Origin of the sequence: Hydrogenophaga luteola, assembly GCF_042648585.1 — a bacterium.
In the GTDB taxonomy this organism is placed as follows: domain Bacteria; phylum Pseudomonadota; class Gammaproteobacteria; order Burkholderiales; family Burkholderiaceae_C; genus Hydrogenophaga; species Hydrogenophaga luteola.
The window spans coordinates 388961-414355 of sequence record NZ_JBHRXX010000010.1 but is presented as its reverse complement, the minus strand read 5'-3'; the positions used below and the strand labels follow the sequence as shown (position 1 = coordinate 414355).

The window sequence follows — 25395 nt, the reverse complement described above, 5'->3', positions numbered from 1 at the left end:
GATGGTGGCCGTCTGGCCCGCCGTGTAGCTCGTGCCGTCTCCGGCCACCGTGAAGCCGCTGATGCTCAGAGGGTTGCCCTCGACGTCCGTGGCGTTCGCCAGCAAATCCTGCGGCGAACCGTCGGCCACCGTCAGCGTCGTGTCCTCCGTGACCGTGTTGGTCTCGTCACCGTCCACCGGCAGGTCGTTGACCGGGCTCATGGTCAGGGTCAGCGTGGAGGTGTCGGTGCCACCGTTGCCGTCGGTCACCGTGTAGGTCGCCACCGGGATCGCACCCGTGTAGTTGGCCACCGGCGTGAAGCTGTAGCTGCCGTTGCCGTTGATCGTCAGCGCGCCCACGCCGGCAATCGTCGCCGTCTGGCCCGCCGTGTAGCTCGTGCCGTCTCCGGCCACCGTGAAGCCGCTGATGCTCAGCGGGTTGCCGTCCACGTCGCTGGCGTTGTTCAGCAGGTCGCCCGCTTCACCATCGGCCACGCTCAGCGTCGTGTCCTCCGTGACCGTGTTGGTCTCGTCGCCGTCCACCGGCAGGTCGTTGACCGGGCTCATGGTCAGCGTCAGCGTGGAGGTGTCGGTGCCACCCGCACCATCGGACACGGTGTACGTGATCACCGGGATCGCATCGTCGAAGTCGGGCAGTGGTGTGAAGCTGTAGCTGCCGTTGCTGTTGATGGTGATCGAGCCCACGCTGGGAATCACCAGGGGCGAGCCCACCACACCCGCACCGACGCCGGGCACGGTGAAGGCGATGATGGTCGCCGTACCACCGTCAATGTCGACGGTGTTGTTCAGCAGGTCGCCCGTGGCGCCATTGGCCACGGTCAGCGTGGTGTCTTCCGTGACCGTGTTGGTCTCGTTGCCGTCGACCGGCGGGTCGTTCACGGCGCTCACCGTGATGTTGACCGTGTCGCTGTCAGAGAGCCCACCCACGTCGGTCGACTGGACGGTCAGCACCGCCGGACCGAAGTAGTTGGCCGTGGGCTGGTAGCCGATGGAGGCCAGCGCCGCATTGATCTGGGCCGAGGTGCCCGACAGGGTCAGGGTGCTGCTGCCGTTGGCGCCCGCAGAAATGGTGGCGCCCCCCGCCAGGCTCACGTTCAGCACGCCGTTGGTCACGGTGAGCTGGGTGGTGGCCAGGTTGCCGTCCGGGTCGCTGGTCGACACCCCGGTGATGGTCAGTGTGCCGTCCTCGGCCACGGTCTGTGCACCCGGCACCACGTTGACCGGAGGGCGGTTGTTCAGACCGAAATCGATCGCCAGATTGGTGGACCCGATCTGGCTGACGTCCGCCGTGGCATTGGTGTTGCCGCCGGCCGTGGTGTAGGTGCGCCCGGCGCCCAGCACGTTGCCCGTGTCGGTCACCTGCACGATGTAGCTGCCGGGCAGCGCACCGGTGAACAGGTAATTGCCGTTCGCATCGGTGGTGTCGGTAGCCAGCACCCGCTCGCCAGCGTCCACCACACCGTTGTTGTTTACGTCGTCCACCAGCCGCACGGTCACGCCGGCAATGCCGGTGTCGGCGCCGTCGAAGCTGCCGTTGCCGTCGACATCGGTGAAGACCCGGTCGCCGATCTGCGCCGTGGGCGGTGTCCAGCTGGCGGCGTCGTTCAGTGCACCCAGCGAGGTGGTGCCGTTGGTGGTGATGTTGATCGACGACCCGATCAGGGCGCCGGTGGTAGGGTTGTACTGCTGGATGGCGGTGCTCAGCAGGTAGGTTCCGCCGGCCTGCGTCTCAGCAGCCTGGGTGTTGGTGGTCGAGACGCTCAGCGTGCCTGCGTTGGTCGCGACCGTTCCGGCGGTGTTCAGCGTGTACCGAGTGACGTTGACCGCCGTGCCTGCGCCATTCAGAGATGAGCTCTGCAGAGAGTTGGTGGCCGCGTCGTAGCCCAGATCACCCCAATCGTTGCCGGTGATGTTGGTGACGAGGGTGGCGATGCCGGTGACGGTGCGCCCGTCGGCGGAGAAGGTGAGGCGGTAGATGGTGTCGTCGGATTCGGTCCCTCCACCATCACCACCGAAGTTGTTCTCGACGCCCAGGTACAGAAACCCGGTGCTGTCCACGAAGGTGGCCGCCCCGCTGCCCACGCCGCGCGTACCCACGGTCACGTTGGTGGCCAGGCCCGTGGTGAGGTTGTTGTCCACCACGATGTGGACGTTGTTGATGTAGTCGTATGCGAACAGCGCCACGTTGGTGTTGGCACCCGTGTTTGAGGTGTAGTAGATGAGACCTGCGCTGTGGTTGACAGACAGCGAGTTGATGCCGTTGGCGGTGTTGAGCGCCACGCCCCCCACGGTCGCAGGCACCGTGGTCAGCAGCGTGGCCCTGCCGGTGGTGGCGTCGATGCTGTAGATCGACATGCCCGCCGACCCGAGGAAAGCGCCGCTGCCGACGTTGACCGCCGTGGTCAGCACGCCGGCCCATTCGGTGGCGGAGATCACCGTGGTCTCAATGGAGTCGCCCACCTGGGTTTCGAGCACCCAGTCGCCACCCAGCGCCTCGGCGCCGGTGTCGTCGCTGGAAGCCGCCACATCGGCGCCCGTGGCATCGGCCAGGGCTTCGACGAAGGCCACCCCGTCGGCAGACGACGACACATCACACCCGTACAGAAGAATGTCCGCCTCTTCGGCGAGTGACGCGCGGATGATGGCCAGCTCGTCGGCGTGAATTCCCGTGATCGAGGTGGTGTCCAGGGCCGAGTTGCCCAGCTCCAGCCGGCCTGGCGTACCGTGGCTGATGATGTGGATCGCGTCGATGCCGGTGCGGCCATTCAGGATTTCGGCCATCTGCTCGAGACCGTCGCGGTCGGCATCGAGCACATACACCTCGCCCGGGTGCCAGTCCAGCTGCCCGACCACGTCGGCGGCCACCGCGTCCACGAAGATGATCTCAACGCGCTCGTCGGTGTCGGAGACGGCGGCTTCGTCGGTCGCCAGATCGTCCGAGGCCATGGTGTCGGCGGTCTCCTCGGCCGTGGTGTCCGCACCAGTGGCCTCTGTCGCCCCCGCATCCACTGGGGCCGTCTCGTCCGAGCCGGCCAGTTCAGTGTCGGCGTCCGCATCGGCATCGGCATCCGCACTGGTGTCGGTGTCGGCCGCTACCTCTTCGCCCACAGGCGTTTCATCGGACGCCGTGGCAGTGGTGGAGGTTGCCGGAGCGACCACCGGCTGGTCGGCCTCGGGTTCATCGGATGTCTGTTCCGCCGCACTGTCCGCAGAGCCGGTGTCGGTCGCAACGTCGAGCACCGTGGCTGGCAAAGCCGCATCAAAAACGATGCGCTGCTCCAGGACGATCTGACTCGACAGGGCCCGTTCCGGCGCCCTGCGCGCCTTGCGCCCCGACGACACCTTGCGACCACCGGACGTGGCGGCCTCTGATGCGGCCACGTAGGTTCCGAGGGATTCGTTCCAGATCGACTTGTATGACTTGTTCATGCTGGTGTTCTTGTTGTAACAAGGCGCTACAAAGGGCCCGATTTGTTACTTACGATGTACCAGCCGAGGTTATCAAAATTGATGATGCGCCAGCCCGCGCATAGCCCTTTTGGTTCACATTTCCGTAATTTCCCGCACGGTAATGATGCACAGATGGTTCCCCGCCTACGACAAAAGGAACTCAGGACCTGGCTCAACCGAAAGTTGCAACAAGTCTATTTTTGTGCTTGAAAAATGCGCGACAGGTGCAGGATGGCCTCCGCATTGGAGAACGAGTAGCACCGGTCCGCCGCCTCCAGACGGGGCAGCCACACCTGAGCACGGTGCTCGCGCGGGTTGAGCACCACTGGCCGCGCCTCGGGCACGCACAGACCGAACACGCGCTCGGTGTTCAGGACCACGCCGGGCGCGTACCGGTGGCGCCACTGCGGATAGATCTCGTAGATGTTCTGCAGCCCCCAGTCGCTGAGACAGTGACCCGGCGCCGACACATCCAGACCGGTTTCCTCGGCCACCTCGCGCGCGGCCGTGACGTCAAACGGCTCATCCCATGCGTCCTTGGAACCGGTCACCGACTGCCAGAAACCGGGCGACTCGGCCCGCTCGATCAGCAGCACCTCCAGTGCCGGGGTGTGGATCACCACCAGCACCGACTCGGGGATCTTGTATGGCGGGGAGGACGACATGGTGGTTCGGTCAACGACGCAAAAAAGGCGCCCGTAGGCGCCTTTTCATCCTAGCCGAAGCCTTGCTCAGGCCGATTTGACCGCGTCCGGGTTGCGCAGGCGGATATGCAGCTCGCGCAGCTGCTTCTCGTCCACCGGACTCGGCGCCTGGGTCAGCAGACACTGGGCGCGCTGCGTCTTGGGGAAGGCGATCACGTCGCGGATCGACTCGGCGCCGGTCATCAGCGTCACGATGCGGTCCAGACCGAAGGCCAGGCCGCCGTGCGGCGGCGCGCCGTACTGCAGCGCGTCCAGCAGGAAGCCGAACTTGAGCTGCGCTTCTTCGGGCGTGATCTTCAGGGCATCGAACACCTTCTGCTGAACGTCGGCACGGTGGATACGGACGGAGCCGCCACCGATCTCCCAGCCGTTGAGCACCATGTCGTAGCCCTTGGCGATGCACTTCTCGGGCGCGGTGACCATCCAGTCCTCGTGACCGTCCTTGGGCGCCGTGAAGGGGTGGTGCACCGCCGTCCAGCGGTCCTCTTCCTCGTCGTGTTCGAACATCGGAAAGTCCACCACCCACATCGGCGCCCAGCGGTCCTCGAACAGGCCATTCTTCTTGCCCAGCTCGCTGTGGCCGATCTTCAGGCGCAGCGCGCCAATGGCGTCGTTCACGATCTTGGCCTTGTCGGCACCAAAGAAGATGATGTCGCCGTCCTGCGCGCCGGTGCGCGAGAGGATCTCGGCAATCGCCTTGTCGTGCAGGTTCTTGACGATGGGCGACTGCAGGCCGTCCTTGCCCTTGGCCACTTCGTTGACCTTGATCCAGGCCAGCCCCTTGGCGCCGTAGATCTTGACGAACTCGGTATAGGCGTCGATCTCGCTGCGGCTCATTTCCGCACCGCCGCGCACGCACAGGGCGACCACGCGGCCGTTCTTCATCTGCGCCGGCGCGCTGAAAACCTTGAAGTCCACGTCGGCCATCACGTCGGTGAGCTCGGTGAATTCCATCTTCACGCGCAGGTCGGGCTTGTCGGAGCCGTAGCGGTGCATGGCTTCGCTGTAGGCCATGACCGGGAACTCGCCCAGGTCGACGTTCAGCACGTTCTGGAACACCGTCTTGATCATGCCCTGGAACATGTCACGGATGTCCTGCTCGGTCAGGAACGAGGTCTCGATATCGATCTGGGTGAACTCGGGCTGGCGGTCGGCGCGCAGGTCTTCGTCACGGAAGCACTTGGTGATCTGGTAATAGCGGTCGAAGCCCGCGACCATCAGCAGCTGCTTGAACAGCTGGGGCGACTGCGGCAGCGCGAAGAAGTGGCCGTCGTGCACGCGGCTGGGCACCAGGTAGTCGCGCGCGCCTTCGGGCGTGCTCTTGGTCAGCATCGGGGTTTCGATGTCGACGAAACCATTGGCGTCCAGGAACTTGCGCACTTCCATCGCCACGCGGTAGCGCAGCATCAGGTTGTTCTGCATGTAGGGGCGGCGCAGGTCGAGCACGCGGTGCGTCAGGCGCGTGGTTTCGCTCAGGTTGTCATCGTCCAGCTGGAACGGCGGCGTGACCGAGGCGTTGAGCACCTTGAGCTCGTGACACAGCACTTCGATCTGGCCGCTTTTGAGCTTGTCGTTGGTGGTGCCGGCGGGGCGGGCGCGCACCACGCCGGTGACCTGCACGCAGAACTCGTTGCGCACGTCCTCGGCGGTCTTGAACATCTCGGGACGGTCCGGATCGCAGACCACCTGCACATAGCCTTCGCGGTCGCGCAGGTCGATGAAGATCACGCCGCCATGGTCGCGGCGGCGGTTGACCCAGCCGCAGAGTTGCACGGTTTGCCCCAGCAGGGCTTCGGTCACCAGACCGCAATAGTGGGAACGCATGGCCATATCGGTTCTTCTTTCAGCAGGCGGGCTGCAAGGCTGCAGCCACGGGTGTCAGGCGGTCGCGGGAGCGGTCGCCTTGAGGTTGGGGTTCTTGGGTCCACCGGGCACGATCACACCCATGGAGACGATGTAGGTCAGGGCTTCGTCCACCGACATCTGCAGCTCCACGCAGTCGCGCGCGCGCACCATGACGAAGTAGCCGCCCGTGGGGTTGGGGGTGGTAGGCACGTAGATGCTGACAAAGTCGTCGTCAGGGGCACTGCCCGGTTTGGCGCGCAGCTGCTGCAGCACCTCGCCCTGCGGCGTACCGGTCAGGAAGGCGATGGTCCACATGCCCTCGTGCGGCCACTGCACCAGCAGTGCCTTGCGAAAGGCGTTGCCCTTTTCTGAAAACAGCGTGTCGGAGACCTGCTTGACCCCCGAGTAGATGGACCGCACCACCGGAATGCGGTGCAGCAGCGCGTGCCACCAGTTCACCAGCCGGTGGCCGATGATGTTGGACGCCAGGGCACCGATGGAGAGCACCACCACCAGCGCAAAGATCACGCCAAGGCCGGGCACGTGGAAGCCGAACAGCTGGTCCGGCTGCCAGGCGCCAGGCAGGATGCGCAGGGTCTGGTCCAGCGTGGTGACGACCCAGTCCAGCACCCAGAGGGTGATGATCAGGGGCACCAGGACCAGCAGGCCCGAGAACAGCCACTTGCGCAGGTTGGCCACAGGGAAGGTCTTTCCGGTTCGCTCAGTGGCAGGCGCAGGAGCCGCCACAGGGGGTGGCCGGTGCGGCACTGGCGGCTTCGGCCGGTTTGGACTCGGTCGAGGAAGCGGTGCCCGATCCGGCGGCCGTTGCAGCCGAACCAGCTGTGCTGCCTTTGAAGTCGGTCGCGTACCAGCCCGAACCTTTGAGCTGGAAGCCAGCGGCGGTCAGCTGCTTGTTGAACGTGGAGGCACCGCAGGCGGGGCAATCCGTCAGAGGCGCGTCGGAGATTTTCTGCAGGACGTCCTTGGCATGGCCGCAGGACTCGCACTTGTAGGCATAGATCGGCATGGCGTGAACGGTGGGATGGTCCGGCGACCACAGCCCCAAGGGCCCGATGTGCACCGCGGCGGTGCAAAAACGGCAGGGCGCCGGGAAGTTGAACAAAACCCGTCATTATAGGTGGGGCACCCCACCCGCGCCTTCAAGAGTGCCCGCTGGTCGGCCCCTCACCACAGACGGATGCGCAGCATGACCTGGGTGACGATCAGCCCCAGCACGAAGCCGATGCCACCGTAGATGATGTACTGCAGCAGACGGTTGGTCCGCCGCTGCTCGGCCAGCAGCTCGTCCAGTTCGGCGCGCAGCTGGTGCGGCCGGTGCTGCAGGTAGTCCTGGAGCAGCCGCGGCAGGGCCGGGAGCAGCTTGGCGTACTGCGGCGCCTCGGCCTTGAGCTGCTGCAGCAGCTTCTGCGGGCCCACCTGCTCCAGCATCCACTTCTCCAGGAAAGGCTTGGCGGTGTTCCACAAGTCCAGCTCGGGGTCCAGCTCGCGGCCCAGGCCCTCGATGTTGAGCAGCGTTTTCTGCAGCAACACCAGCTGTGGCTGGATTTCGACGTGGAAGCGGCGCGAGGTCTGGAACAGCCGCATCAGCACCATGCCGAGCGAGATCTCCTTGAGCGGCCGGTCAAAGTACGGTTCACACACCGCCCGGATCGCCGATTCCAGCTCGTCCACCCGGGTCTCGGGCGGCACCCAGCCGCTCTCGATGTGCAGTTCGGCCACACGCTTGTAGTCGCGCCGGAAGAAGGCGGTGAAGTTCTGCGCCAGGTATTCCTTGTCGAACTCGGTCAACGTGCCGACGATGCCGAAGTCCAGCGAGATGTAGCGACCGAAGGTGGCCGGCTCGACGCTGACCTGGATGTTGCCCGGGTGCATGTCGGCGTGGAAGAAGCCGTCGCGAAACACCTGGGTGAAGAAGATGGTCACGCCGTCGCGCGCCAGCTTCGGGATGTCCACGCCCTTCTGGCGCAGCTCGTCCACCCGATTGATCGGAACGCCATGCATGCGCTCCATCACCATCACTTCGGTGTGGCAATAGTCCCAGAACATCTCTGGAATCAGCACCAGGTCCAGGCCCGCCATGTTGCGGCGCAACTGGGCCGCATTGGCGGCTTCCCGCAGCAGGTCCAGCTCGTCGTGCAGGTACTTGTCGAACTCCGCCACCACTTCCAGCGGCTTGAGCCGCTTGCCGTCGGCCGACAACTTCTCGACCCAGCCGGCCATCATGCGCATCAGGCTCAGGTCTTTCTCGATCACCGGCAGCATGTTGGGCCGCAGCACCTTCACCGCCACCTCGCGGCCACCGTGGCGCCCTTCGCGCAGGGTCGCAAAGTGCACCTGGGCGATAGAGGCGCTGGCCACCGGCGTGCGATCGAAATGCCCGAACACGGCGTCCAGCGGCTTGCCAAAAGCCCGTTCGATGGTGGCCACGGCGATGGCGCTGTCGAACGGCGGCACCCGGTCCTGCAACCGGGCCAGCTCGTCGGCGATGTCCGGCGGCAGCAGATCGCGGCGGGTGGAGAGCACCTGACCGAACTTGACGAAGATGGGACCCAGGCGCTCCAGCGCCTCGCGCAGGCGCTGGCCCCGTGGGGCATCCAGGTTGCGACCAACCGAAACGATGCGCGTCAGCAGCCGGATGCCCGGCCGCTGGAAGCTGGACAACACCAGCTCGTCCAGCCCGTGGCGCAGCACCACCCAGACGATGAACAGGCCGCGGAGCAACCGCGTCATGTCGAGCGTCCGTCGCTGTGACCCGTTTCGGTCGGAGAACGGCGACCAACAAACGCCTTGAGCCCGGCCGCAGCCGACTTGGCGCCACTTATCAGGGTGTGTGCCGCAGCGTCACCGACGAGCCGGGACAGGTCTTCCTCGACGTCCCAGCGCACGTTGTCCACCAGCCAGGCCACCTCGGCCGCCAGTTGCACGTCGCCCTGAATGTCGACGTTCGGGCGCTCCCCGCCCAGCACCTGCTGAGCCAGGGCAAAAGGCGAGGTCTGGGTCACGGTCACGTGCAGTTCGGGCTGCCGGTCGCCAGACGGCCGCTCCAGCAGGCCGGCAGCGGTGGGTGCCAGGGTGAGATGGAAATCACCCCAGGCCACACGCACCGGTTTGCCCAGCTGGCGCTTGAGGCGCTGCTGCGCCTGAGGCTCCTGCATCAGGACATGGTTGAGGAACAGCACCACCCGGTTCTGGACCTCGTCCACCACCCATTCCGGCGGCCGGACACTGCCCAGCAGGGACTGGAGAATGCCCAAGGGAGAACGGGAACTGGTCGAGGGGTTGGGGGATTCACTGTTCATGATCCCCCGATTCTGACGGATAACCGGTGCGCCTCTACCTCAGCGCTTGCACCCCGGCCACCAGCCAACCAGCGTCCCCGGACTTGGGGCGGGTGATGTTCCAGATCTCCCGGAACGGGTTGGGGCCAGCCGACGGCTCCTCCCGGATCAGACCGGAGAACTCGACGCTCGCCAGGTAGGCCTCGTCCTGCTCTTCCAGCCCAAGCAGCTGCGCTTCCAGCATGACCACCTCGGTCTTGTTCGGGGCGGCACCGGCGCGCTCGCGCTCGGCCAGCTGGCTCTGGATCTCGGCCAGCATGCCGCCGGTCATCATGGCGCGCAAACTGGCAATGTCGGAACGGTCCCAGGCATCCTGGAGATTCACGAAGTTCGTCTTGGACGCCCGGAGGAAGCTTTCAGCATCAAACCCGTCGGCCTTTTGACCTGCCGGTTCGGGCGGTTGCGGAGCGTCCGACAGAGATTCCCAGGGCCTTGCCGAGGCGTCGTTGCCCACGTTCTTGGGGCTGTACCCCCGGGGCGAAGAGACCGCACCGTCCGGCCCAACCCCTGCCAGCAGGCCGGGCGCTCCGGTCGTGGACTCGTTGCGGCGCAGCGTCTTGCGCTGCGCACGGCGCCCCCCCAGCAAATCCGACCACCACCGAGCTTCCATGACGCTGTCCTCCTTTTGCCCCTGTCATCAACACTTGATACCGACGTGAAGCGCCACCACCCCCGCACTGAGGTTGTGCACGTCCACGTGACCGAAGCCCACCGACTTCATCAGCTGGCGCAGCTCCTCCTGCCCCGGATGCATGCGGATAGACTCAGCCAGGTACTGATAGCTGTGGGCATCGCCCGCCACCATCTGACCCAGCTTCGGCAACACATTGAACGAGTACCAGTCATAAGCCTTTTCCAGTGGCTTGGCGACACGGGAAAACTCCAAGACCAACAACTTGCCCCCCGGTTTGAGGACGCGCCGCATCTCCGACAGGGCCTGCTCCTTGTGCGTCATGTTGCGCAAACCGAAGGCCACGGACACCAAATCGAAGCTGTTGTCGGCAAATGGCAGCTTCTCCGCGTCGCAGACCATGGTCGGCAGCACCAGGCCTTCATCGAGCAGACGGTTGCGGCCTTCGCGCAACATGGCCTCGTTGATGTCGGTGTGCACGACCCGGCCGGTGGGGCCTACGCGCCGGGCAAAGGCACGCGAGAGGTCGCCGGTGCCGCCTGCGATGTCCAGCACCTGGTGCCCTGGCTGCGGGTTGGCCACGGTGATGGTGTAGCGCTTCCAGATGCGGTGCAGGCCCGCCGACATGAGATCGTTCATCACGTCGTACTTGGGCGCGACCGAGTCGAACACGCTGCGCACGTGTTTCGCCTTCTCCTGTTCTTCGACGGTCTGGAAGCCGAAATGAGTCGTGGCCATGGAAGGGGTCTCCGTCGGGGTCAGTGGCTGCCGCAGGCGTGTCCGCCCTTTTCCGGCATGGGTGCGTCTCGGTCCACTCCCGCGGCCTGAAGCCGCTGGAAGTAATCGTTCCAGAGTTCGTCCTGCTGCGATCCGAGGAAATACAGGTAATCCCAGGCATAGATGCCGGAATCGTGGCCGTCCGAGAAGGTGGGCTGCACCGCGTAGTTGCCCACCGGCTCCAGCGCCACCAGGGTCACGTCGCGCTTGCCGGTCTGCAGCACCTCCTGCCCCGGACCGTGGCCCTGCACTTCGGCCGAGGGCGAGTAGACGCGCATCAGCTCGAACGGGATGCGGAAGCTCGCACCGTCGGAGAACGCCACCTCCAGCACGCGCGAAGCGCTGTGCACCGTGATGTCCTGCGGTGTCGGGGTGTCCTTGTTGAGTCCAGCCATGGGGCCTCCAGTGTGTTCAGACCAGCACGCGCTCGATGCCGCCCTGGTTCGCTTTCTCGACGTATTCGGGCAGCCAGTTCTCGCCCAGGATCTGGCGCGCCATCTCGACCACGATGTAGTCGGCCTCCAGCAGGCCGTTCTGCAGGTCGTCGGTGTAGCGCGAGAGGCCCTGCAGGCAGCTGGGGCAGGAGGTCAGCATCTTGACGTTGGCCTTCTCGCCCACCGTGCCCGCCGCGCGCAGCGCCGCCTCGCCCTTGCGGATTTCCTCTTCCTTGCGGAAACGGATCTGGGTCGAGATGTCGGGCCGGCTCACACCGAGCGTGCCGCTCTCGCCGCAGCAGCGTTCGCTCTTGACCACGCCATCGCCCACCAGGGCCTTGACGGTCTTCATCGGGTCCTGCAATTTCATCGGGCTGTGGCAGGGGTCGTGGTACAGGTAGCCGCCCTGCCCCGCCGGCAGCGTGATGCCTTTTTCCAGGAGGTACTCGTGGATGTCGATGATGCGGCAGCCCGGGAAGATCTTGTCGAATTCGTAGCCCGCGAGCTGGTCGTAGCAGGTGCCGCAACTCACCACCACCGTCTTGATGTCCAGGTAGTTCAGCGTGTTGGCCACACGGTGGAAAAGCACCCGGTTGTCGGTGATCATCTTCTCGGCCTTGTCGTACTGGCCCGAGCCGCGCTGCGGGTAGCCGCAGCACAGATAGCCCGGAGGCAGCACGGTCTGCACGCCTGCGTGCCAGAGCATGGCTTGCGTGGCCAGACCCACCTGGCTGAACAGGCGTTCCGAACCGCAACCGGGGAAATAGAACACCGCCTCGGTCTCGCTCGTCGTGCCCTGCGGGTTGCGGATGATCGGAACGTAGTCCTTGTCCTCGATGTCCAGCAGCGCGCGCGCCGTCTTCTTGGGCAGGCCACCCGGCATCTTCTTGTTGATGAAATGGATCACCTGTTCCTTGACCGGCGCGGTGCCCAGGCTGGCCGGCGGCGCGCTGGTCTGCGCCTTGGCTGCCGGCTTGAGCAGGTTGTTGGCCAGGCGCTGGGCCTTGAAGCCCACATCCACCATGGCCGAACGCATCAACTTGATGGTCTCGGGGTTGGTGGCATTGAGGAAGAACATGGCCGCAGCGTTGCCCGGGCGGAAGCTCTTCTGGCCCATCTTGCGCAGCAGGTTGCGCATGTTCATCGACACGTCGCCAAAATCGATCTTCACCGGACACGGGCTCAGACACTTGTGGCAGACCGTGCAGTGGTCGGCCACGTCCTCGAACTCTTCCCAGTGCTTGATGCTGATGCCGCGGCGCGTCTGCTCTTCGTACAGGAAGGCCTCGATCAGCAGCGAGGTCGCCAGGATCTTGTTGCGCGGGCTGTAGAGCAGGTTGGCGCGCGGCACGTGGGTGGCGCACACGGGCTTGCACTTGCCGCAGCGCAGGCAGTCCTTGACCGAATCGGCGATGGCGCCGATGTCGCTCTGCTGCATGATCAGCGACTCGTGGCCCATGAGCCCGAACGAGGGCGTGTAGGCGTTGGCCAGGTCGGCCTGGCGCACGCTCGCATCGCCCGCCACCAGGGCCTGGTGAGCCGCGCCGCGCAGCAGCTTGCCCTTGTTGAAGCGACCCTCCGGGTCGACCTTGGCCTTGTACTCGGCGAACGGGTTCAGCTCGTCGTCGGTGAGGAACTCGAGCTTGGTGATGCCGATGCCGTGTTCACCCGAGATCACACCGTCCAGGCTGCGCGCCAGCACCATGATGCGGGCCACCGCTTCGTGCGCGGTCTGCAGCATCTCGTAGTCGTCGCTGTTGACGGGAATGTTGGTGTGCACGTTGCCGTCGCCGGCGTGCATGTGCAGCGCCACCCAGACGCGGCCCTTGAGCACCCGTTTGTGGATGGCGTTGCATTCGGCCAGGATGGGAGCGAACGGCGCACCGGTGAACACCTGCTGCAGCGGCGCACGGATCTGCGTCTTCCAGCTGGCACGCAGCGAATGGTCCTGCAGCTGGGGAAACAGCGCATCCACATCCCGCAGCCAACCGGCCCAGAGGGCTCGGACTTCGCGCACCAGCGCCAGCGCCTGCTGCACACGGTCTTCCAGCAGCTCGGCGTTGGGCAGTTCGTTGGCGTCGTCGGTCTTGCCCAGCGGCAGGTTGCCCTTCTCGAAAAACGCCTCCAGAGCCTCGCACAGCTTGAGCTTGTTGCGCAACGAGAGCTCGATGTTGATGCGCTCGATGCCCAAGGTGTACTCGCCCATGCGCGGCAGCGGGATCACCACGTCTTCGTTGATCTTGAAGGCGTTGGTGTGCTTGCTGATGGCGGCCGTGCGCTTGCGGTCCAGCCAGAATTTCTTGCGAGCTTCGTAGCTGATGGCAATGAAGCCTTCGCCGCTGCGGCCGTTGGCCAGGCGGATCACCTCGCTGGTGGCGCGCGCCACGGCGTCGGCATCGTCACCGACGATATCGCCAATCAGCACCATCTTGGGCAGGGTGCCGCGCTTGCTTTTGGTGGTGTAGCCCACCGCCTTGAGGTAGCGGTCGTCCAGGTGTTCCAGGCCGGCCAGCAGGGTGCCGCTGCGCTTCTGTTCGGCGAACATGAAGTCCTTGATCTCGACGATCGAAGGCACCCCGTCCTTGGGGTTGCCAAAGAACTCCAGGCACACAGTGCGCGTGTGCTCGGGCATGCGGTGCACCACCCAGCGGCCGCTGGTGATCAGACCGTCGCAACCTTCCTTCTGAATGCCCGGCAAACCGCTCAAGAACTTGTCGGTGACGTCCTTGCCCAGGCCCTCCTTGCGGAAGGTCCTGCCAGGGATGACCAGCTGTTCGGTGCGCAGCGGCGTCTTGCCGTCGGCAGCGAAGTACTTCAGCTCGAAGGTGGCCACCTCGGCGTCGTGGATCTTGCCCAGGTTGTGGTCCAGGCGGGTGACTTCCAGCCACTCGGCCTGCGGCGTCACCATGCGCCAGCTCACCAGGTTGTCCAGGGCCGTACCCCAGAGAACGGCCTTCTTGCCGCCCGCGTTCATGGCGATGTTGCCGCCCACGCAGGACGCTTCGGCCGACGTCGGATCGACCGCGAACACGTAGCCCGCGCGTTCGGCCGCGTCGGCCACACGCTGAGTGACCACTCCGGCCTCGGTCCAGACGGTCGCCACCGGCTGCTCGTGCCCGCCGATGCGGATGTGCTCCACCTCGGTCATCGCCTCGAGCTTTTCGGTGTTGATGACCACGCTCTTCCAGGTCAGCGGGATGGCGCCGCCGGTGTAGCCGGTGCCGCCGCCGCGCGGGATGATGGTCAGACCCAGCTCGACGCAGCCCTTGACTAGGTGCGCCATCTCGGCCTCGGTGTCGGGCGTGAGCACGACGAACGGGTACTCCACGCGCCAGTCGGTCGCGTCGGTCACGTGGGACACGCGCGAGAGGCCGTCGAACTTGATGTTGTCCTTGGCGGTCAGCTTGCGCAGCACCTTGTTCGTGCGCTGGCGCAGCTCGGCCATCTCCTCGAAGGAGCGCGCGAAAGACTCGACCGCCCCCTTGGCAGCGGCCAGCAACTGGCCCACCGAGGCATCGCGCGCCGGGTCGTCCTGCGGCGTGCGACGCTTCTGCACCTCGCCCAGGCGGTGATGCAGGGCATCAACCAGCGCAGCACGGCGCTTGGGGTTGTCCAGCAGGTCGTCCTGAAGGTAGGGGTTGCGCTGCACGACCCAGATGTCACCCAACACCTCGTACAACATGCGGGCAGAGCGGCCGGTGCGGCGCTCGCCGCGCAGCTCATCCAGCAGCACCCAGGCTTGGGAGCCCAACAACCGCATCACGATCTCACGATCCGAGAACGACGTGTAGTTGTAAGGGATCTCGCGCAAACGGGGCGATTCGTCTGCTGCGGTTTCCAGAAGCGGAAGCGGCGTGGGGGCGTTCATAAGGGAAATGGGCCAGCAAACGGAGCTGAACCAAGGATGGTACCGCAGCGCAACATGCGCGACACCCTCTCATGGAAAGCCCCTGTTGTCACCCTTCGGAAAGAAAGCTGCAATGGCTCGGTCACATTCGTTGCCTAGGCTGGCTTTTTTTGTCATCGAACCCGCGCTCAACTTACAGGAGACCCACCATGCCCATGCGCCAACACCTCTCAACACTCGCCACCGCCCTGTGTGTGCTCGGTTTCAGCTGCCATGCCCACGCGCAGACCGAAATCCAGTGGTGGCATTCGATGGGCGGCGCGCTAGGCGAGTGGGTCAACGACCTGGCCAAGGACTTCAACGCCAGCCAGACCCAGTACAAGGTGGTCCCCACTTTCAAGGGCAGCTATGACGAGTCCATGACAGCCGCCATCGCGGCCTTCCGCTCCGGCAATGCGCCACACATCCTCCAGGTTTTCGAAGTCGGGACCGCCACCATGATGGCCAGCAAGGGTGCCATCGTGCCGGTAGGGAAGGTCATGGCCGATGCAGGCGTCAAGTTCGATCCGGCCGCCTACGTGCCGGCAGTGGCGGGCTACTACACGGCACCGAATGGTCAGATGCTCAGCTTCCCGTTCAACAGCTCGACGCCGGTGTTCCACTACAACAAGGACGCCTTCAAGGCGGCCGGTCTGGACCCCGAGAACCCGCCCAAGACCTGGCCCGAGGTGGCGCTTGCTGCCGGTAAACTCAAGGCCAGCGGCCACAAATGCCCCTTCACCACCAGCTGGATCAGCTGGACGCAGCTGGAAAGCTTTTCGGCCTGGCACAACACCGAGTTCGCCACCAAAGGCAACGGCATGCGCGGCATCGACGCCCGCCTGACCTTCAACACGCCGCTGCACGTGCGCCACATCGAAAATCTGGCCAACATGTCCAAAACCGGGCTGTTCGTCTACAAGGGTCGTGGCAACGCAGCCGATGCGGTGTTCGTCTCGGGCGAGTGCGCCATGATGACCGGCTCGTCGGCGCTGTACGGGAACATCAAGCGCAACAGCAAGTTCGCAGCCGGCATCGGTACCCTGCCCTACTACCCCGACGTGGCCGGCGCGCCGCAGAACACGGTGATCGGCGGGGCCAGCCTGTGGGTGATGTCGGGCAAGAAGGCAGACGAGTACAAGGGCGTGGCGCAGTTCTTCGCGCACCTCTCCAAGCCGTCGGAGGCCGCCAAGAGCCACCAGCGCACCGGCTACCTGCCGGTGACGGTGGAGTCGTTCAAGCTCACCGACAGCAGCGGCTTCTACAAGCAGAACCCCGGCACCGATGTGTCGGTCACGCAGATGATCCGCAAGACCACCGACAAGTCGCGCGGCATCCGCCTGGGCAACTTCGTCCAGATTCGCACCATCAACGACGAGGAACTGGAACAGGTCTGGGCCGGCAAGAAGAGCGCCAAGGAAGCCCTCGATGCGGCCGTGACCCGCGGCAACGAGCAGTTGGAGCGCTTCCAGAAGGCCAATCAGGGCAAGATGTGAGCGCCTGCGGGTACCGCTTTCCGACCTGCATTCCAATCCACTGACTTCGCCCCTCGCAGGCTTGGCCTGCGAGGGCTGCCGCCCGAGTCCTTATGGAAAAACGCGTTCGATTCCGATCCACGTGGCTGCCCTGGCTGCTGGTGGCGCCGCAGCTGGTCATCGTGCTGGTGTTCTTCTTCTGGCCGGCCGCCCAGGCGCTGTTCCAGAGCCTGCTCCAGCAGGACGCCTTCGGCACCTCGACCGAGTTCGTCGGCCTGCAGAACTTCGAGCGACTCTGGGAGGACGACACCTACCTGGCCTCGTTCAAGATCACCGCGCTGTTTTCAGTGCTGGTCGCCGTGTGCGGGCTGAGCATCGCGCTGCTGCTGGCGGTGATGGCGGACCGGGTGGTGACCGGCGCCGGCCTTTACAAGACCCTGCTGATATGGCCCTACGCCGTGGCGCCCGCGGTAGCCGGCGTGCTCTGGGTGTTCATGTTCGCCTCGCCCATGGGCATCGTGGCCTACGCGCTGCAGTTCGTTGGCATCGAGTGGAACCACCTGCTCAAGAGCGAACACGCCATGGCCCTGATCGTGATGGCGGCGGTGTGGAAGCAGATCTCCTACAACTTCCTGTTTTTCCTGGCGGGACTGCAGTCAATCCCCAAGTCGCTGATCGAGGCGGCGGCCATTGACGGCGCCTCGCCCGCGCGCCGCTTCTGGACCATCGTGTTCCCGCTGCTCTCGCCCACCACCTTCTTCCTGCTGGTGATCAACGTGGTGTACGCCTTCTTCGACACCTTCGCCATCGTCGACGCGGCCACGCAGGGCGGCCCCGGCAAGGACACCGCCATCCTGGTCTACAAGGTCTACTACGACGGCTTCAAGGCGCTGGACATGGGCGGATCGGCGGCCCAGTCGGTGATCCTGATGGTGATCGTGATTGCGCTCACGGTGGTGCAGTTCCGCTACGTCGAGCGCAAGGTGCAGTACTGAGACGCCCCATGATTGAACGTCGCCCCGTACTCGATTTTGTGGCCCACGCCGTGCTCATTTTGGGCGTGGCCATCGTGGCCTTCCCGGTCTACCTCACGCTGGTGGGGTCCACCCAGACCGCGGAACAGATCGCCCAGAGCCGCCCGATGTCGCTCATACCCGGTTCGCATTTTCTGGAAACCTACCGCCTGGCCCTGTTCGGCGGAAAGACCAGCCTGGGCAGTACTTTTGCTGCGGGCGGGCCCATGATGCTGGTCAGCCTGATCAGCGCACTGATCATCGCCATCGGCAAGATCGCCATCTCGCTGCTCTCGGCATTCGCCATCGTCTACTTTCGGTTTCCGCTGCGCAACCTGGTGTTCTGGATGATCTTCGTGACCCTGATGCTGCCAGTGGAGGTGCGCATCGGCCCCACCTATGAGGTGGTGGCCAGCCTGGGGATGCTCAACACCTACGCCGGGCTGACTGTGCCCCTGATTGCTTCGGCCACCGCCACCTTCCTGTTCCGGCAGTTCTTCCTGACCGTGCCGGACGAGCTGGTGGAGGCCGCGCGCGTGGACGGCGCCGGGCCAATGCGCTTCTTCAAGGACATCCTGCTGCCCATGTCGGCCACATCCATCGCGGCGCTGTTCGTGATCCAGTTCATCTACGGCTGGAACCAGTACCTCTGGCCGCTGCTGGTGACCACCGACGAAAGCATGTACCCGGTGGTGCTGGGCATCAAGCGCCTGATCTCCGGCGAGGCCTACACCGAATGGAACGTGGTCATGGCCACGGCCATGCTGGCGATGATTCCGCCGGCGCTGGTCGTCATCCTCATGCAGAAATGGTTCGTCAAGGGCCTGGTCGACACCGAAAAATAAACACCCTCATGGCTTCCCTCTCCTTCCGAAACGTAGTCAAGCAATACCACCAGGGAAAGCAGTCGTTGCAGGTGATCCACGGCGTCAACGCCGAGATCGCTGACGGCGAGTTCATCGTCATCGTCGGCCCGTCGGGCTGTGGCAAGTCCACGCTGCTGCGCATGGTGGCCGGGCTTGAAGAAGTCAGCGGGGGCGACATCCTGATCGGCGAGCGCGTGGTCAACCAACTCGAACCCGCCGACCGCGACATCGCCATGGTGTTCCAGAACTACGCGCTCTACCCGCACATGAGCGTGTTCGAGAACATGGCCTACGGGCTGAAGATCAAGAAGCTGCCAGCCGCCGAGATCCGTGAACGCGTGGACAAGGCCGCGGCGATCCTGGAGCTGGGCCACCTGCTGGACCGCAAGCCGCGCCAGCTCTCGGGCGGACAGCGCCAGCGCGTCGCCATGGGCCGCGCCATCGTGCGCCAGCCCCAGGTGTTCCTGTTCGACGAACCCCTGTCCAACCTGGACGCCAAGCTGCGCGCCCAGACCCGGCTGGAGATCCAGAAGCTGCACCGCGAACTGGGCATCACCAGCCTGTTCGTCACCCACGACCAGGTCGAGGCGATGACGCTCGCGCAACGCATGATCGTGATGAACGCCGGCCGCATGGAGCAGTTCGGCACCCCCGAAGAGGTCTATTCCCGCCCCGCCACCACCTTCGTCGCCAGCTTCATGGGGTCGCCTCCGATGAACCTGCTGGGCAACGCGCCCGGGGGGCGGCCGGGCTGCACCATGGGCATTCGCCCCGAACACATCGACCTCGCGCCGGAAGGCTGGAGCCTGCGGGTCGAGACCGTGGAGATGCTCGGCGCCGAGCGCCTGATCCACGCCCGCCTGGGCGACGAGACGCTGATCATCCGCACCCACGAGGACCAAGGCGCTCCAGAGGTCGGCAGCACCGTGGTGGCGCGCCCGCGCGAAGATAGGTTGCACTGGTTCGACCAGCAGACAGGAGCACGCCTGTGACAACCGCACCCCTCCCCTGGCCCTACCCACGCTGGATCGCCCACCGCGGCGCCGGCAAGCTGGCCCCGGAAAACACCCTGGCCGCGTTCCGCCTTGGCGCGCAGCACGGTTACCGCATGGCCGAGTGCGATGCCAAGCTCAGCGCCGATGGCCATGTCTTCCTGCTGCACGACGACACACTGGACCGGACCACCGATGGCCAGGGTATCGCCGGCCACCAGCCATGGGCAGAGTTGAGCCTGCGCGACGCTGGGAGCTGGCACTCGCGCCAGTACGCGGGTGAGCGCCTGCCCACACTGGAGGGCGTTGCGCGCTTCTGCCGCGCCAACGCCTGCCTGCTCAACATCGAAATCAAGCCCACGCCGGGGCTGGAGGAAGAAACCGGACGGGTGGTCGCGCGGGAAGCGGCCCGGCTGTGGGCGGACGCCCCCATCCCGCCGCTGCTGACCTCGTTCCAGCCAGAGTCGCTGGATGGCGCCGCCGAAAGCGCGCCCCAGCTGCCCAGAGGTCTGCTGCTGGAGACCCTGTGGGACGGCTGGCTGGACATGGCGAGGCGGCTGGGCTGCGTGGCCGTCGTCTGCGACCAGGTGCTCTGGACGGCCGAGGTGATGGCCACCGTCCACGGCAGCCAGATGCGCGCCCTGGCCTACACGGTGAACGAGCCGCGGGAAGCCGAACGGCTCTGGAAACTGGGCATCGACGGCCTGATCACCGACCGGGTCGACCTGTTCGCGCCCGACTGACGGGGAGGCGCCTGGTCAGCGCCTGCGCAGCCACCAGCCCAGCGAGCCCTGGGCCAGCACCAGCACGGTGTAGCTGAGCATCTTGCCGTCCCGGCCGAAGACGACCAGCCCGGCCAGCAACACCGCCACCCCCAGCGCGCAGAGCGCCATCAATTCGCGGCGCGCGCCCCACCGCCCCGCCCGCGCTTTCGGCCAGATCCGGGGCAGGCCCCACAGCAACAGGGCCACCCCGATGGCCGGCGCGATGAAGTTGGCAAGGTGCCCGATCAGGGCCAGAAACGACATGGGTGTTGAAATCCGTCCGGGCAGAGGCGGCGAATTTTATAATCGCGGCCATGTCTGTCTGGGCGCTCGGCATCAACCACCACACGGCTCCGCTCGATCTGCGGGGCCGCTTTGCCTTTGCGCTCGACCAGATCCCCCGCACACTCGACGGCTACCGCCACAGCCTGGCGCGCCAACCCGAGGCCACGCTGCTGTCCACCTGCAACCGCACCGAGCTGTACGCCGCGGGTGAACAGTCGGCCGTGGAACCGACGCTGGACTGGCTGGCCCAGACCGGCGGCGTGAGCACCCATGTGCTCAAAGACCATGCCTACATCCTGCGCGAAGGTGAAGCCGCGCGCCACGCCTTCCGCGTCGCCAGCGGGCTCGACAGCATGGTGCTGGGCGAGGCGCAGATCCTGGGCCAGATGAAGGATGCGGTGCGCGCCGCAGACGAGGCCGGTGCCCTGGGCACCACGCTGCACCAGCTGTTCCAGCGCTCCTTCGCGGTCGCCAAGCAGGTGCGCACCTCCACCGAGATCGGCGCGCACTCGATCAGCATGACCGCCGCCGCCGTGCGCCTGGCCAGCCAGCTGTTCGAGGACCTGAAAGACATCAAGGTGCTGTTCGTCGGCGCCGGCGAAATGATCGAGCTGGCCGCCACGCACTTCGCGGCCAAGACGCCCAAGAGCATGGCGATCGCCAACCGCACGCTGGAACGCGGTGAGGCCCTCGCCGGCCGCTTCGGCGCCCAGGTCATGCGCCTGGCCGACATCCCCGAGCGCCTGCACGAGTTCGATGCGGTGGTCAGCTGCACCGCCAGCACACTGCCCATCATCGGCCTGGGTGCGGTCGAACGCGCGCTGAAGAAGCGCAAACACCGCCCCATGTTCATGGTCGACCTGGCGGTGCCTCGCGACATCGAGATTGAGGTCAAGGGACTGTCCGACGTTTATTTGTATACCGTGGACGACTTGGCCAGCGTGGTGCAGACCGGCAAGGAAAATCGCCAGGCCGCCGTGGCGCAGGCCGAGGCCATCATCGACGCGGGCGTGCTCAGCTTCATGCACTGGCTGGACCAGCGCGATCCGGCCAAGGGAGGCGTGGTACCGCTGATCCAGCAGATCAACGCCCAGGCCGATGCCTGGCGCGCCGCCGAACTGGCCCGTGCGAAGAAGCTACTGGCCCGGGGCGATCCGGTGGAGGCCGTGCTCGAAGCCCTGTCCAAGGGCCTGACGCAGAAGATGCTGCACGGCACCCTGGCCGAGCTGCACGCTGGCGACGCCGAGACCCGCGCAGCTACGGCGCAAACGGTCTCGCGCCTGTTCCTGCGCGAGAAGTCCTAGCGACGCCGCACGGCGCGCCTGCGCCGCACCGCACGGTCCGTCGGCCCCGTGCAACCGAGCTTCGCCGTCGCCCCCATTGCCCTCCCGCATGAAACCCTTTGTACGCGACACCCTGCTGCGCCAGAAAGCCCGCCTGCACGAGCTCGACGCCCTGCTCTCCGCCCCCGATGTGGTGAGCGACCTCGAGCGCTTCCGCACGCTCAGCCGCGAGCACGCCGACGCCTCGGTGATCGTCGAGGCCTTCAACCGCCACCAGCAGCGCGAAGCCGACCTGGCCGGAGCGAAGGAGATGCTGGCCGACCCGGACATGGCCGAGATGGCGCAGGAAGAGATCGAGGCTGCCACAGCCGACCTCGAACGGCTGGACAACGAACTGCAGCACCTGCTGCTGCCCAAGGACCCGGACGACGAGCGCCCGGCCTTCGTGGAAATCCGTGCCGGCACCGGCGGCGACGAGTCGGCCCTGTTCGCGGGCGACCTGGCGCGCATGTACACCCGCTACGCTGACAGCCAGGGCTGGACCACCGAGATCGTGAGCGAGTCGCCCAGCGAGCTTGGCGGCTACAAGGAGGTGGTGCTGCGCATCGCGGGTCGCGGCCCAGGCGCCAACGTCTACGGCCAGCTTCGCTTCGAATCGGGTGGTCACCGCGTGCAGCGGGTGCCCGCCACCGAGACGCAGGGACGCATCCACACCAGCGCCGCCACCGTGGCGGTGATGCCCGAACCCGACGAGGCCGAGGCCGTCAAGCTCAACCCGGCGGACCTGCGCATCGACACCTTCCGCGCGAGCGGCGCCGGTGGCCAGCACATCAACAAGACCGACTCGGCCGTGCGCGTGGTGCACCTGCCCACCGGCATCGTGGCCGAATGCCAGGACGGCCGCAGCCAGCACAGCAACAAGGCCAAGGCGCTGCAGGTGCTGCAGGCGCGCATCCAGGAGAAAGAGCGCAGCGAACGCGCCGCCAAAGAGGCCGCCACGCGCAAAGGCCTGGTCGGCAGTGGCGACCGCAGCGACCGCATCCGCACCTACAACTTCCCGCAGGGCCGCCTGACCGACCACCGCATCAACCTCACTCTCTACAAGCTGCTGCAGGTGATGGAAGGTGACCTGGGCGACGTGATCCACGCGCTGCAGGTGGCGCGCGGTGCCGAACTGCTGGCCGACCTGGAACAGCAGGACAGCCGATGAACACGCTGCAAGACGCCCTGCGACAGGCTGCTGCCGCAGGTCTGGACCGCCTCGACGCACAGATGCTGCTGCTGCATGCGCTGGGCCGTTCGCCGCACGACCGCGCCTGGCTGATCGTGCACGACGGTGACCCGCTGCCTGCGCCAGCGGCCGCCCGCTGGCAGACCTTGCTGCAGCGCCGGCAGGCAGGTGAACCGGTGGCCTATCTGACGGGTGAAAAGGAATTCGGCGGTCTGACTTTGCAGGTCGACGCCCGCGTGCTGGTGCCACGCCCCGACACCGAGGCGCTGGTGGAGTGGGCGCTGGAGACCCTACCCCCGTCAGGCGGCGCCGAGTCCCCCCGTCTGCTGGACTTGGGCACCGGCAGCGGCGCCATCGCGCTGACCATCGCCAGCCGCCGACCCGATGCACAAGTCACTGCCACCGACGCCAGCACCGACGCACTGACGGTGGCGGAGGCCAACGCCCGACGCCTGAACCTGCCCCTGCGCTTCGCGCATGGCGCCTGGCTGGCGGCGGTGCCCGGGGAGCGCTTCGACGTGATCGCCAGCAACCCGCCCTACATCGCCGAGGGCGACCCGCACCTGGTTGCCCTCGGCCACGAACCCCTCACCGCCCTGACCGCCGGCTCCGACGGGCTGGACGACATCCGCCAGATCGTGGCCCAGGCGCCTCACGCCCTGCGGCCTTGCGGTTGGCTGTTGCTGGAGCATGGCCACGATCAGGCCCGGGCCGTGCGGGAACTGCTGGTCAGCCAGGGGTTCGAAGCCGTGAGCAGCCGCCAGGATCTCGCGGGCATCGAGCGGTGCAGCGGCGGCCGCTGGCCCGGCGGGCGATAATTCCGCTATTGACCGGGACCCGTCCCGGCGCCCTTTCAACGAACCGACAGGACACCTCCATGAGCGACGTGCAAAGCCAAATCGACCAGCTGGTCAAATCCAACGACATCGTGCTGTTCATGAAGGGCAGCGCCAGTTTCCCCATGTGTGGCTTTTCCGGCCGAGCCATCCAGATCCTCAAGGCCTGCGGCGTGGACACCAAGTCGCTCAAGACCGTCAACGTGCTGGAGGACGACGGCATCCGCCAGGGCATCAAGGAATACAGCAACTGGCCCACCATCCCCCAGCTCTACGTCAAGGGCGAGTTCATCGGTGGTTCGGACATCATGATGGAAATGTACGAGTCGGGCGAACTGCAGAAAACCATCAGCGGCCAGGCCTGAGCACCGCCTGCGCCCGCGCGAAAGCCGCCTTCGGGCGGCTTTGTGCTTTCTGGATGCATTCCGGCGTGAGGCTTTGCACACTTTCGTTTCATCGCTTGGGAAGCCTCAGTTTTTCAGGGTTCTTCCGGCGTTACGGGTAGGCACGTGTTGTGCTTGAATGAAGCTGTCCTTCGTACCTTCAGGAGAACCGAATGAGCTCTTGCAGCCTGGTCGCTTCCCCCACCCTCGGACTGCCCATCGCCCGGATGCGCAGCGTGTTCAGCGCCGACGCGGTCGAACGCAAGCTCGGCCAGCTCCAGGCCAGCGGCAATGAGCGCGAACACGAGGGCTTACGCAACACCTACCAGCGCATGCTTGAACGTGGTCCGCAGCGTTTTGCCGTCAAGCCTTCGGGCGTGCCCGACATGGCCCCGCTGTACGACCTGCTGCCCAACTTCACAGAGGTGCTGGACGACGTCAAGCGCCACGTGGCGCTCAGCCAGGACAGCCATGACAGCCTGGAAGTCACCCCCATCCTGCTGCTGGGCCCGCCGGGCGTGGGCAAGACCCACTTTGCCAAACAGATCGCCGACCTGCTGGGCACCGGCATGAGCCTGGTGCCCATGAGCAGCATGACGGCGGGCTGGCTGCTCTCGGGCTCGTCCTCACAGTGGAAGGGCGCCAAGCCTGGCAAGGTGTTTGAGGCGCTGGTGGATGGCCAGTACGCCAACCCGGTGATCGTGGTCGACGAAATCGACAAGGCGGCGGCGGACGCGCAGTACGACCCACTCGGTGCGCTCTACGGCCTGCTGGAGCACGACACGGCGCAAAACTTCATCGATGAGTTCGCCGAGGTGCCGATCGACGCCAGCCAGGTGATCTGGATCACCACCGCCAACGACGAGCGCAGCATTCCCGACCCGATCGTCAACCGGATGAACGTGTTCGAGATCCAGCCGCCTTCGCCTGAGGCGGCCCGGCGAATTGCGGCCCACCTCTACGGCAGCATCCGCGGCGAACACGATTGGGGCAAGCGCTTCGACCCGGAGCCGTCCGACGATGTGCTGGACCTGCTCGCCACCCTGGCGCCGCGGGAGATGCGGCGGGCCCTGGTGACGGCCTTCGGCAATGCCCGCCTGGCGGATCGGTTCAGCGTGGAGGCGGGCGACCTGCCCAAATCGGGCAGCAGCAAGACAAGGATCGGATTTCTGCAGTGAGCG

At 65.8% G+C, this 25395-nt stretch carries 21 protein-coding genes and 1 pseudogene; 10 read left to right on the top strand and 12 right to left on the bottom strand.

Translation table 11 applies throughout. From position 1 onward, the window contains the following. The 11 genes and pseudogenes from ACFOPI_RS23875 to ACFOPI_RS23825 all read right to left on the bottom strand — a co-directional run. The coding region (locus tag ACFOPI_RS23875; protein ID WP_382179803.1) for a DUF4347 domain-containing protein at window positions 1-3429 on the bottom strand (3429 nt) is incomplete at its 3' end. A gap of 215 nt (window positions 3430-3644) precedes the next feature. Continuing rightward, window positions 3645-4115: a dihydroneopterin triphosphate diphosphatase gene (gene nudB, locus ACFOPI_RS23870; RefSeq protein WP_382179801.1), complete on the bottom strand. Its 471-nt coding sequence runs from the start codon at window positions 4113-4115 to the stop codon at window positions 3645-3647. A gap of 66 nt (window positions 4116-4181) precedes the next feature. Further along, the gene (aspS, locus tag ACFOPI_RS23865) at window positions 4182-5984 is read right to left on the bottom strand and encodes an aspartate--tRNA ligase (RefSeq protein ID WP_382179798.1); all 1803 of its coding nucleotides are present in this window, start codon (window positions 5982-5984) and stop codon (window positions 4182-4184) included. 48 nt (window positions 5985-6032) lie between these two features. Further along, the gene (locus tag ACFOPI_RS23860) at window positions 6033-6698 is read right to left on the bottom strand and encodes a DUF502 domain-containing protein (RefSeq protein WP_382179796.1); all 666 of its coding nucleotides are present in this window, start codon (window positions 6696-6698) and stop codon (window positions 6033-6035) included. A gap of 22 nt (window positions 6699-6720) precedes the next feature. After that, window positions 6721-7026, bottom strand: a complete 306-nt coding sequence (locus ACFOPI_RS23855; RefSeq protein WP_382179793.1) for an FmdB family zinc ribbon protein — start codon at window positions 7024-7026, stop codon at window positions 6721-6723. A gap of 158 nt (window positions 7027-7184) precedes the next feature. Continuing rightward, window positions 7185-8750 (bottom strand): ubiquinone biosynthesis regulatory protein kinase UbiB, encoded by a 1566-nt coding sequence (gene ubiB, locus ACFOPI_RS23850; protein WP_382179790.1) that lies wholly within the window; start codon window positions 8748-8750, stop codon window positions 7185-7187. Continuing rightward, a complete protein-coding gene (locus ACFOPI_RS23845) occupies window positions 8747-9319 on the bottom strand; it encodes a ubiquinone biosynthesis accessory factor UbiJ (RefSeq protein ID WP_382179787.1) in 573 nt (190 codons plus the stop codon). The genes ubiB and ACFOPI_RS23845 overlap by 4 nt, the downstream gene beginning before the upstream one ends. A gap of 34 nt (window positions 9320-9353) precedes the next feature. Continuing rightward, window positions 9354-9725 (bottom strand): annotated as a pseudogene (locus ACFOPI_RS23840) (Tim44 domain-containing protein); the annotation flags it as partial. 270 nt (window positions 9726-9995) lie between these two features. Continuing rightward, a complete protein-coding gene (gene ubiE, locus ACFOPI_RS23835) occupies window positions 9996-10727 on the bottom strand; it encodes a bifunctional demethylmenaquinone methyltransferase/2-methoxy-6-polyprenyl-1,4-benzoquinol methylase UbiE (RefSeq protein WP_382179784.1) in 732 nt (243 codons plus the stop codon). Between the two features lie 20 nt (window positions 10728-10747). After that, window positions 10748-11161 (bottom strand): gamma-butyrobetaine hydroxylase-like domain-containing protein, encoded by a 414-nt coding sequence (locus ACFOPI_RS23830; RefSeq protein WP_382179780.1) that lies wholly within the window; start codon window positions 11159-11161, stop codon window positions 10748-10750. A 16-nt stretch (window positions 11162-11177) separates the two neighbouring features. After that, window positions 11178-15068 (bottom strand): DUF3683 domain-containing protein, encoded by a 3891-nt coding sequence (locus ACFOPI_RS23825; protein WP_382179777.1) that lies wholly within the window; start codon window positions 15066-15068, stop codon window positions 11178-11180. Between the two features lie 194 nt (window positions 15069-15262). On the opposite strand from ACFOPI_RS23825, the gene ugpB reads away from it, so the two are divergent. From ugpB to ugpQ, 5 genes are all read left to right on the top strand, one after another. Continuing rightward, window positions 15263-16582: a sn-glycerol-3-phosphate ABC transporter substrate-binding protein UgpB gene (gene ugpB / locus ACFOPI_RS23820; protein WP_382179835.1), complete on the top strand. Its 1320-nt coding sequence runs from the start codon at window positions 15263-15265 to the stop codon at window positions 16580-16582. A 92-nt stretch (window positions 16583-16674) separates the two neighbouring features. Beyond that, a complete protein-coding gene (gene ugpA / locus ACFOPI_RS23815) occupies window positions 16675-17556 on the top strand; it encodes a sn-glycerol-3-phosphate ABC transporter permease UgpA (RefSeq protein ID WP_382179774.1) in 882 nt (293 codons plus the stop codon). Between the two features lie 8 nt (window positions 17557-17564). Next, window positions 17565-18419, top strand: a complete 855-nt coding sequence (ugpE, locus tag ACFOPI_RS23810) for a sn-glycerol-3-phosphate ABC transporter permease UgpE (RefSeq protein WP_382179771.1) — start codon at window positions 17565-17567, stop codon at window positions 18417-18419. Window positions 18420-18427: 8 nt separating this feature from the next. Continuing rightward, the gene (locus ACFOPI_RS23805; protein ID WP_382179768.1) at window positions 18428-19432 is read left to right on the top strand and encodes a sn-glycerol-3-phosphate import ATP-binding protein UgpC; all 1005 of its coding nucleotides are present in this window, start codon (window positions 18428-18430) and stop codon (window positions 19430-19432) included. Next, window positions 19429-20175 (top strand): glycerophosphodiester phosphodiesterase, encoded by a 747-nt coding sequence (gene ugpQ / locus ACFOPI_RS23800; RefSeq protein ID WP_382179766.1) that lies wholly within the window; start codon window positions 19429-19431, stop codon window positions 20173-20175. Before ACFOPI_RS23805 ends, ugpQ begins: the two co-directional genes overlap by 4 nt. Before the next feature lie 15 nt (window positions 20176-20190). Here ugpQ and ACFOPI_RS23795 read toward each other — a convergent pair whose 3' ends face one another. Beyond that, window positions 20191-20460, bottom strand: a complete 270-nt coding sequence (locus tag ACFOPI_RS23795; protein WP_382179763.1) for a hypothetical protein — start codon at window positions 20458-20460, stop codon at window positions 20191-20193. 50 nt (window positions 20461-20510) lie between these two features. On the opposite strand from ACFOPI_RS23795, the gene hemA reads away from it, so the two are divergent. The 5 genes from hemA to ACFOPI_RS23770 all read left to right on the top strand — a co-directional run bounded on the left by hemA (window position 20511) and on the right by ACFOPI_RS23770 (window position 25392). Beyond that, window positions 20511-21785: a glutamyl-tRNA reductase gene (hemA, locus tag ACFOPI_RS23790; RefSeq protein ID WP_382179760.1), complete on the top strand. Its 1275-nt coding sequence runs from the start codon at window positions 20511-20513 to the stop codon at window positions 21783-21785. 88 nt (window positions 21786-21873) lie between these two features. After that, complete coding sequence (gene prfA, locus ACFOPI_RS23785; RefSeq protein WP_382179757.1) at window positions 21874-22974, top strand: peptide chain release factor 1; 1101 nt, start codon at window positions 21874-21876, stop codon at window positions 22972-22974. Continuing rightward, window positions 22971-23813, top strand: coding sequence for a peptide chain release factor N(5)-glutamine methyltransferase (gene prmC / locus ACFOPI_RS23780; protein WP_382179754.1), 843 nt, complete (start codon window positions 22971-22973; stop codon window positions 23811-23813). Before prfA ends, prmC begins: the two co-directional genes overlap by 4 nt. Before the next feature lie 59 nt (window positions 23814-23872). Continuing rightward, window positions 23873-24196, top strand: coding sequence for a Grx4 family monothiol glutaredoxin (gene grxD, locus ACFOPI_RS23775; protein ID WP_382179751.1), 324 nt, complete (start codon window positions 23873-23875; stop codon window positions 24194-24196). Between the two features lie 191 nt (window positions 24197-24387). Beyond that, window positions 24388-25392: an AAA family ATPase gene (locus ACFOPI_RS23770; RefSeq protein ID WP_382179748.1), complete on the top strand. Its 1005-nt coding sequence runs from the start codon at window positions 24388-24390 to the stop codon at window positions 25390-25392. Window positions 25393-25395 lie beyond the last annotated feature (3 nt).

What these genes read in the sequence shown, in the direction of transcription:
- ACFOPI_RS23770 (WP_382179748.1), top strand. Translation starts at nt 24,388, where the DNA reads ATGAGCTCTTGCAGCCTGGTCGCTTCCCCCACCCTCGGACTGCCCATC.
- ACFOPI_RS23830 (WP_382179780.1), bottom strand. Translation starts at nt 11,161, where the DNA reads ATGGCTGGACTCAACAAGGACACCCCGACACCGCAGGACATCACGGTG.
- ubiB (WP_382179790.1), bottom strand. Translation starts at nt 8,750, where the DNA reads ATGACGCGGTTGCTCCGCGGCCTGTTCATCGTCTGGGTGGTGCTGCGC.
- ACFOPI_RS23855 (WP_382179793.1), bottom strand. Translation starts at nt 7,026, where the DNA reads ATGCCGATCTATGCCTACAAGTGCGAGTCCTGCGGCCATGCCAAGGAC.
- aspS (WP_382179798.1), bottom strand. Translation starts at nt 5,984, where the DNA reads ATGGCCATGCGTTCCCACTATTGCGGTCTGGTGACCGAAGCCCTGCTG.
- ACFOPI_RS23845 (WP_382179787.1), bottom strand. Translation starts at nt 9,319, where the DNA reads ATGAACAGTGAATCCCCCAACCCCTCGACCAGTTCCCGTTCTCCCTTG.
- ubiE (WP_382179784.1), bottom strand. Translation starts at nt 10,727, where the DNA reads ATGGCCACGACTCATTTCGGCTTCCAGACCGTCGAAGAACAGGAGAAG.
- ugpA (WP_382179774.1), top strand. Translation starts at nt 16,675, where the DNA reads ATGGAAAAACGCGTTCGATTCCGATCCACGTGGCTGCCCTGGCTGCTG.
- ugpB (WP_382179835.1), top strand. Translation starts at nt 15,263, where the DNA reads ATGCGCCAACACCTCTCAACACTCGCCACCGCCCTGTGTGTGCTCGGT.
- ugpE (WP_382179771.1), top strand. Translation starts at nt 17,565, where the DNA reads ATGATTGAACGTCGCCCCGTACTCGATTTTGTGGCCCACGCCGTGCTC.
- prfA (WP_382179757.1), top strand. Translation starts at nt 21,874, where the DNA reads ATGAAACCCTTTGTACGCGACACCCTGCTGCGCCAGAAAGCCCGCCTG.
- nudB (WP_382179801.1), bottom strand. Translation starts at nt 4,115, where the DNA reads ATGTCGTCCTCCCCGCCATACAAGATCCCCGAGTCGGTGCTGGTGGTG.
- ACFOPI_RS23805 (WP_382179768.1), top strand. Translation starts at nt 18,428, where the DNA reads ATGGCTTCCCTCTCCTTCCGAAACGTAGTCAAGCAATACCACCAGGGA.
- prmC (WP_382179754.1), top strand. Translation starts at nt 22,971, where the DNA reads ATGAACACGCTGCAAGACGCCCTGCGACAGGCTGCTGCCGCAGGTCTG.
- ACFOPI_RS23825 (WP_382179777.1), bottom strand. Translation starts at nt 15,068, where the DNA reads ATGAACGCCCCCACGCCGCTTCCGCTTCTGGAAACCGCAGCAGACGAA.
- ACFOPI_RS23795 (WP_382179763.1), bottom strand. Translation starts at nt 20,460, where the DNA reads ATGTCGTTTCTGGCCCTGATCGGGCACCTTGCCAACTTCATCGCGCCG.
- hemA (WP_382179760.1), top strand. Translation starts at nt 20,511, where the DNA reads ATGTCTGTCTGGGCGCTCGGCATCAACCACCACACGGCTCCGCTCGAT.
- grxD (WP_382179751.1), top strand. Translation starts at nt 23,873, where the DNA reads ATGAGCGACGTGCAAAGCCAAATCGACCAGCTGGTCAAATCCAACGAC.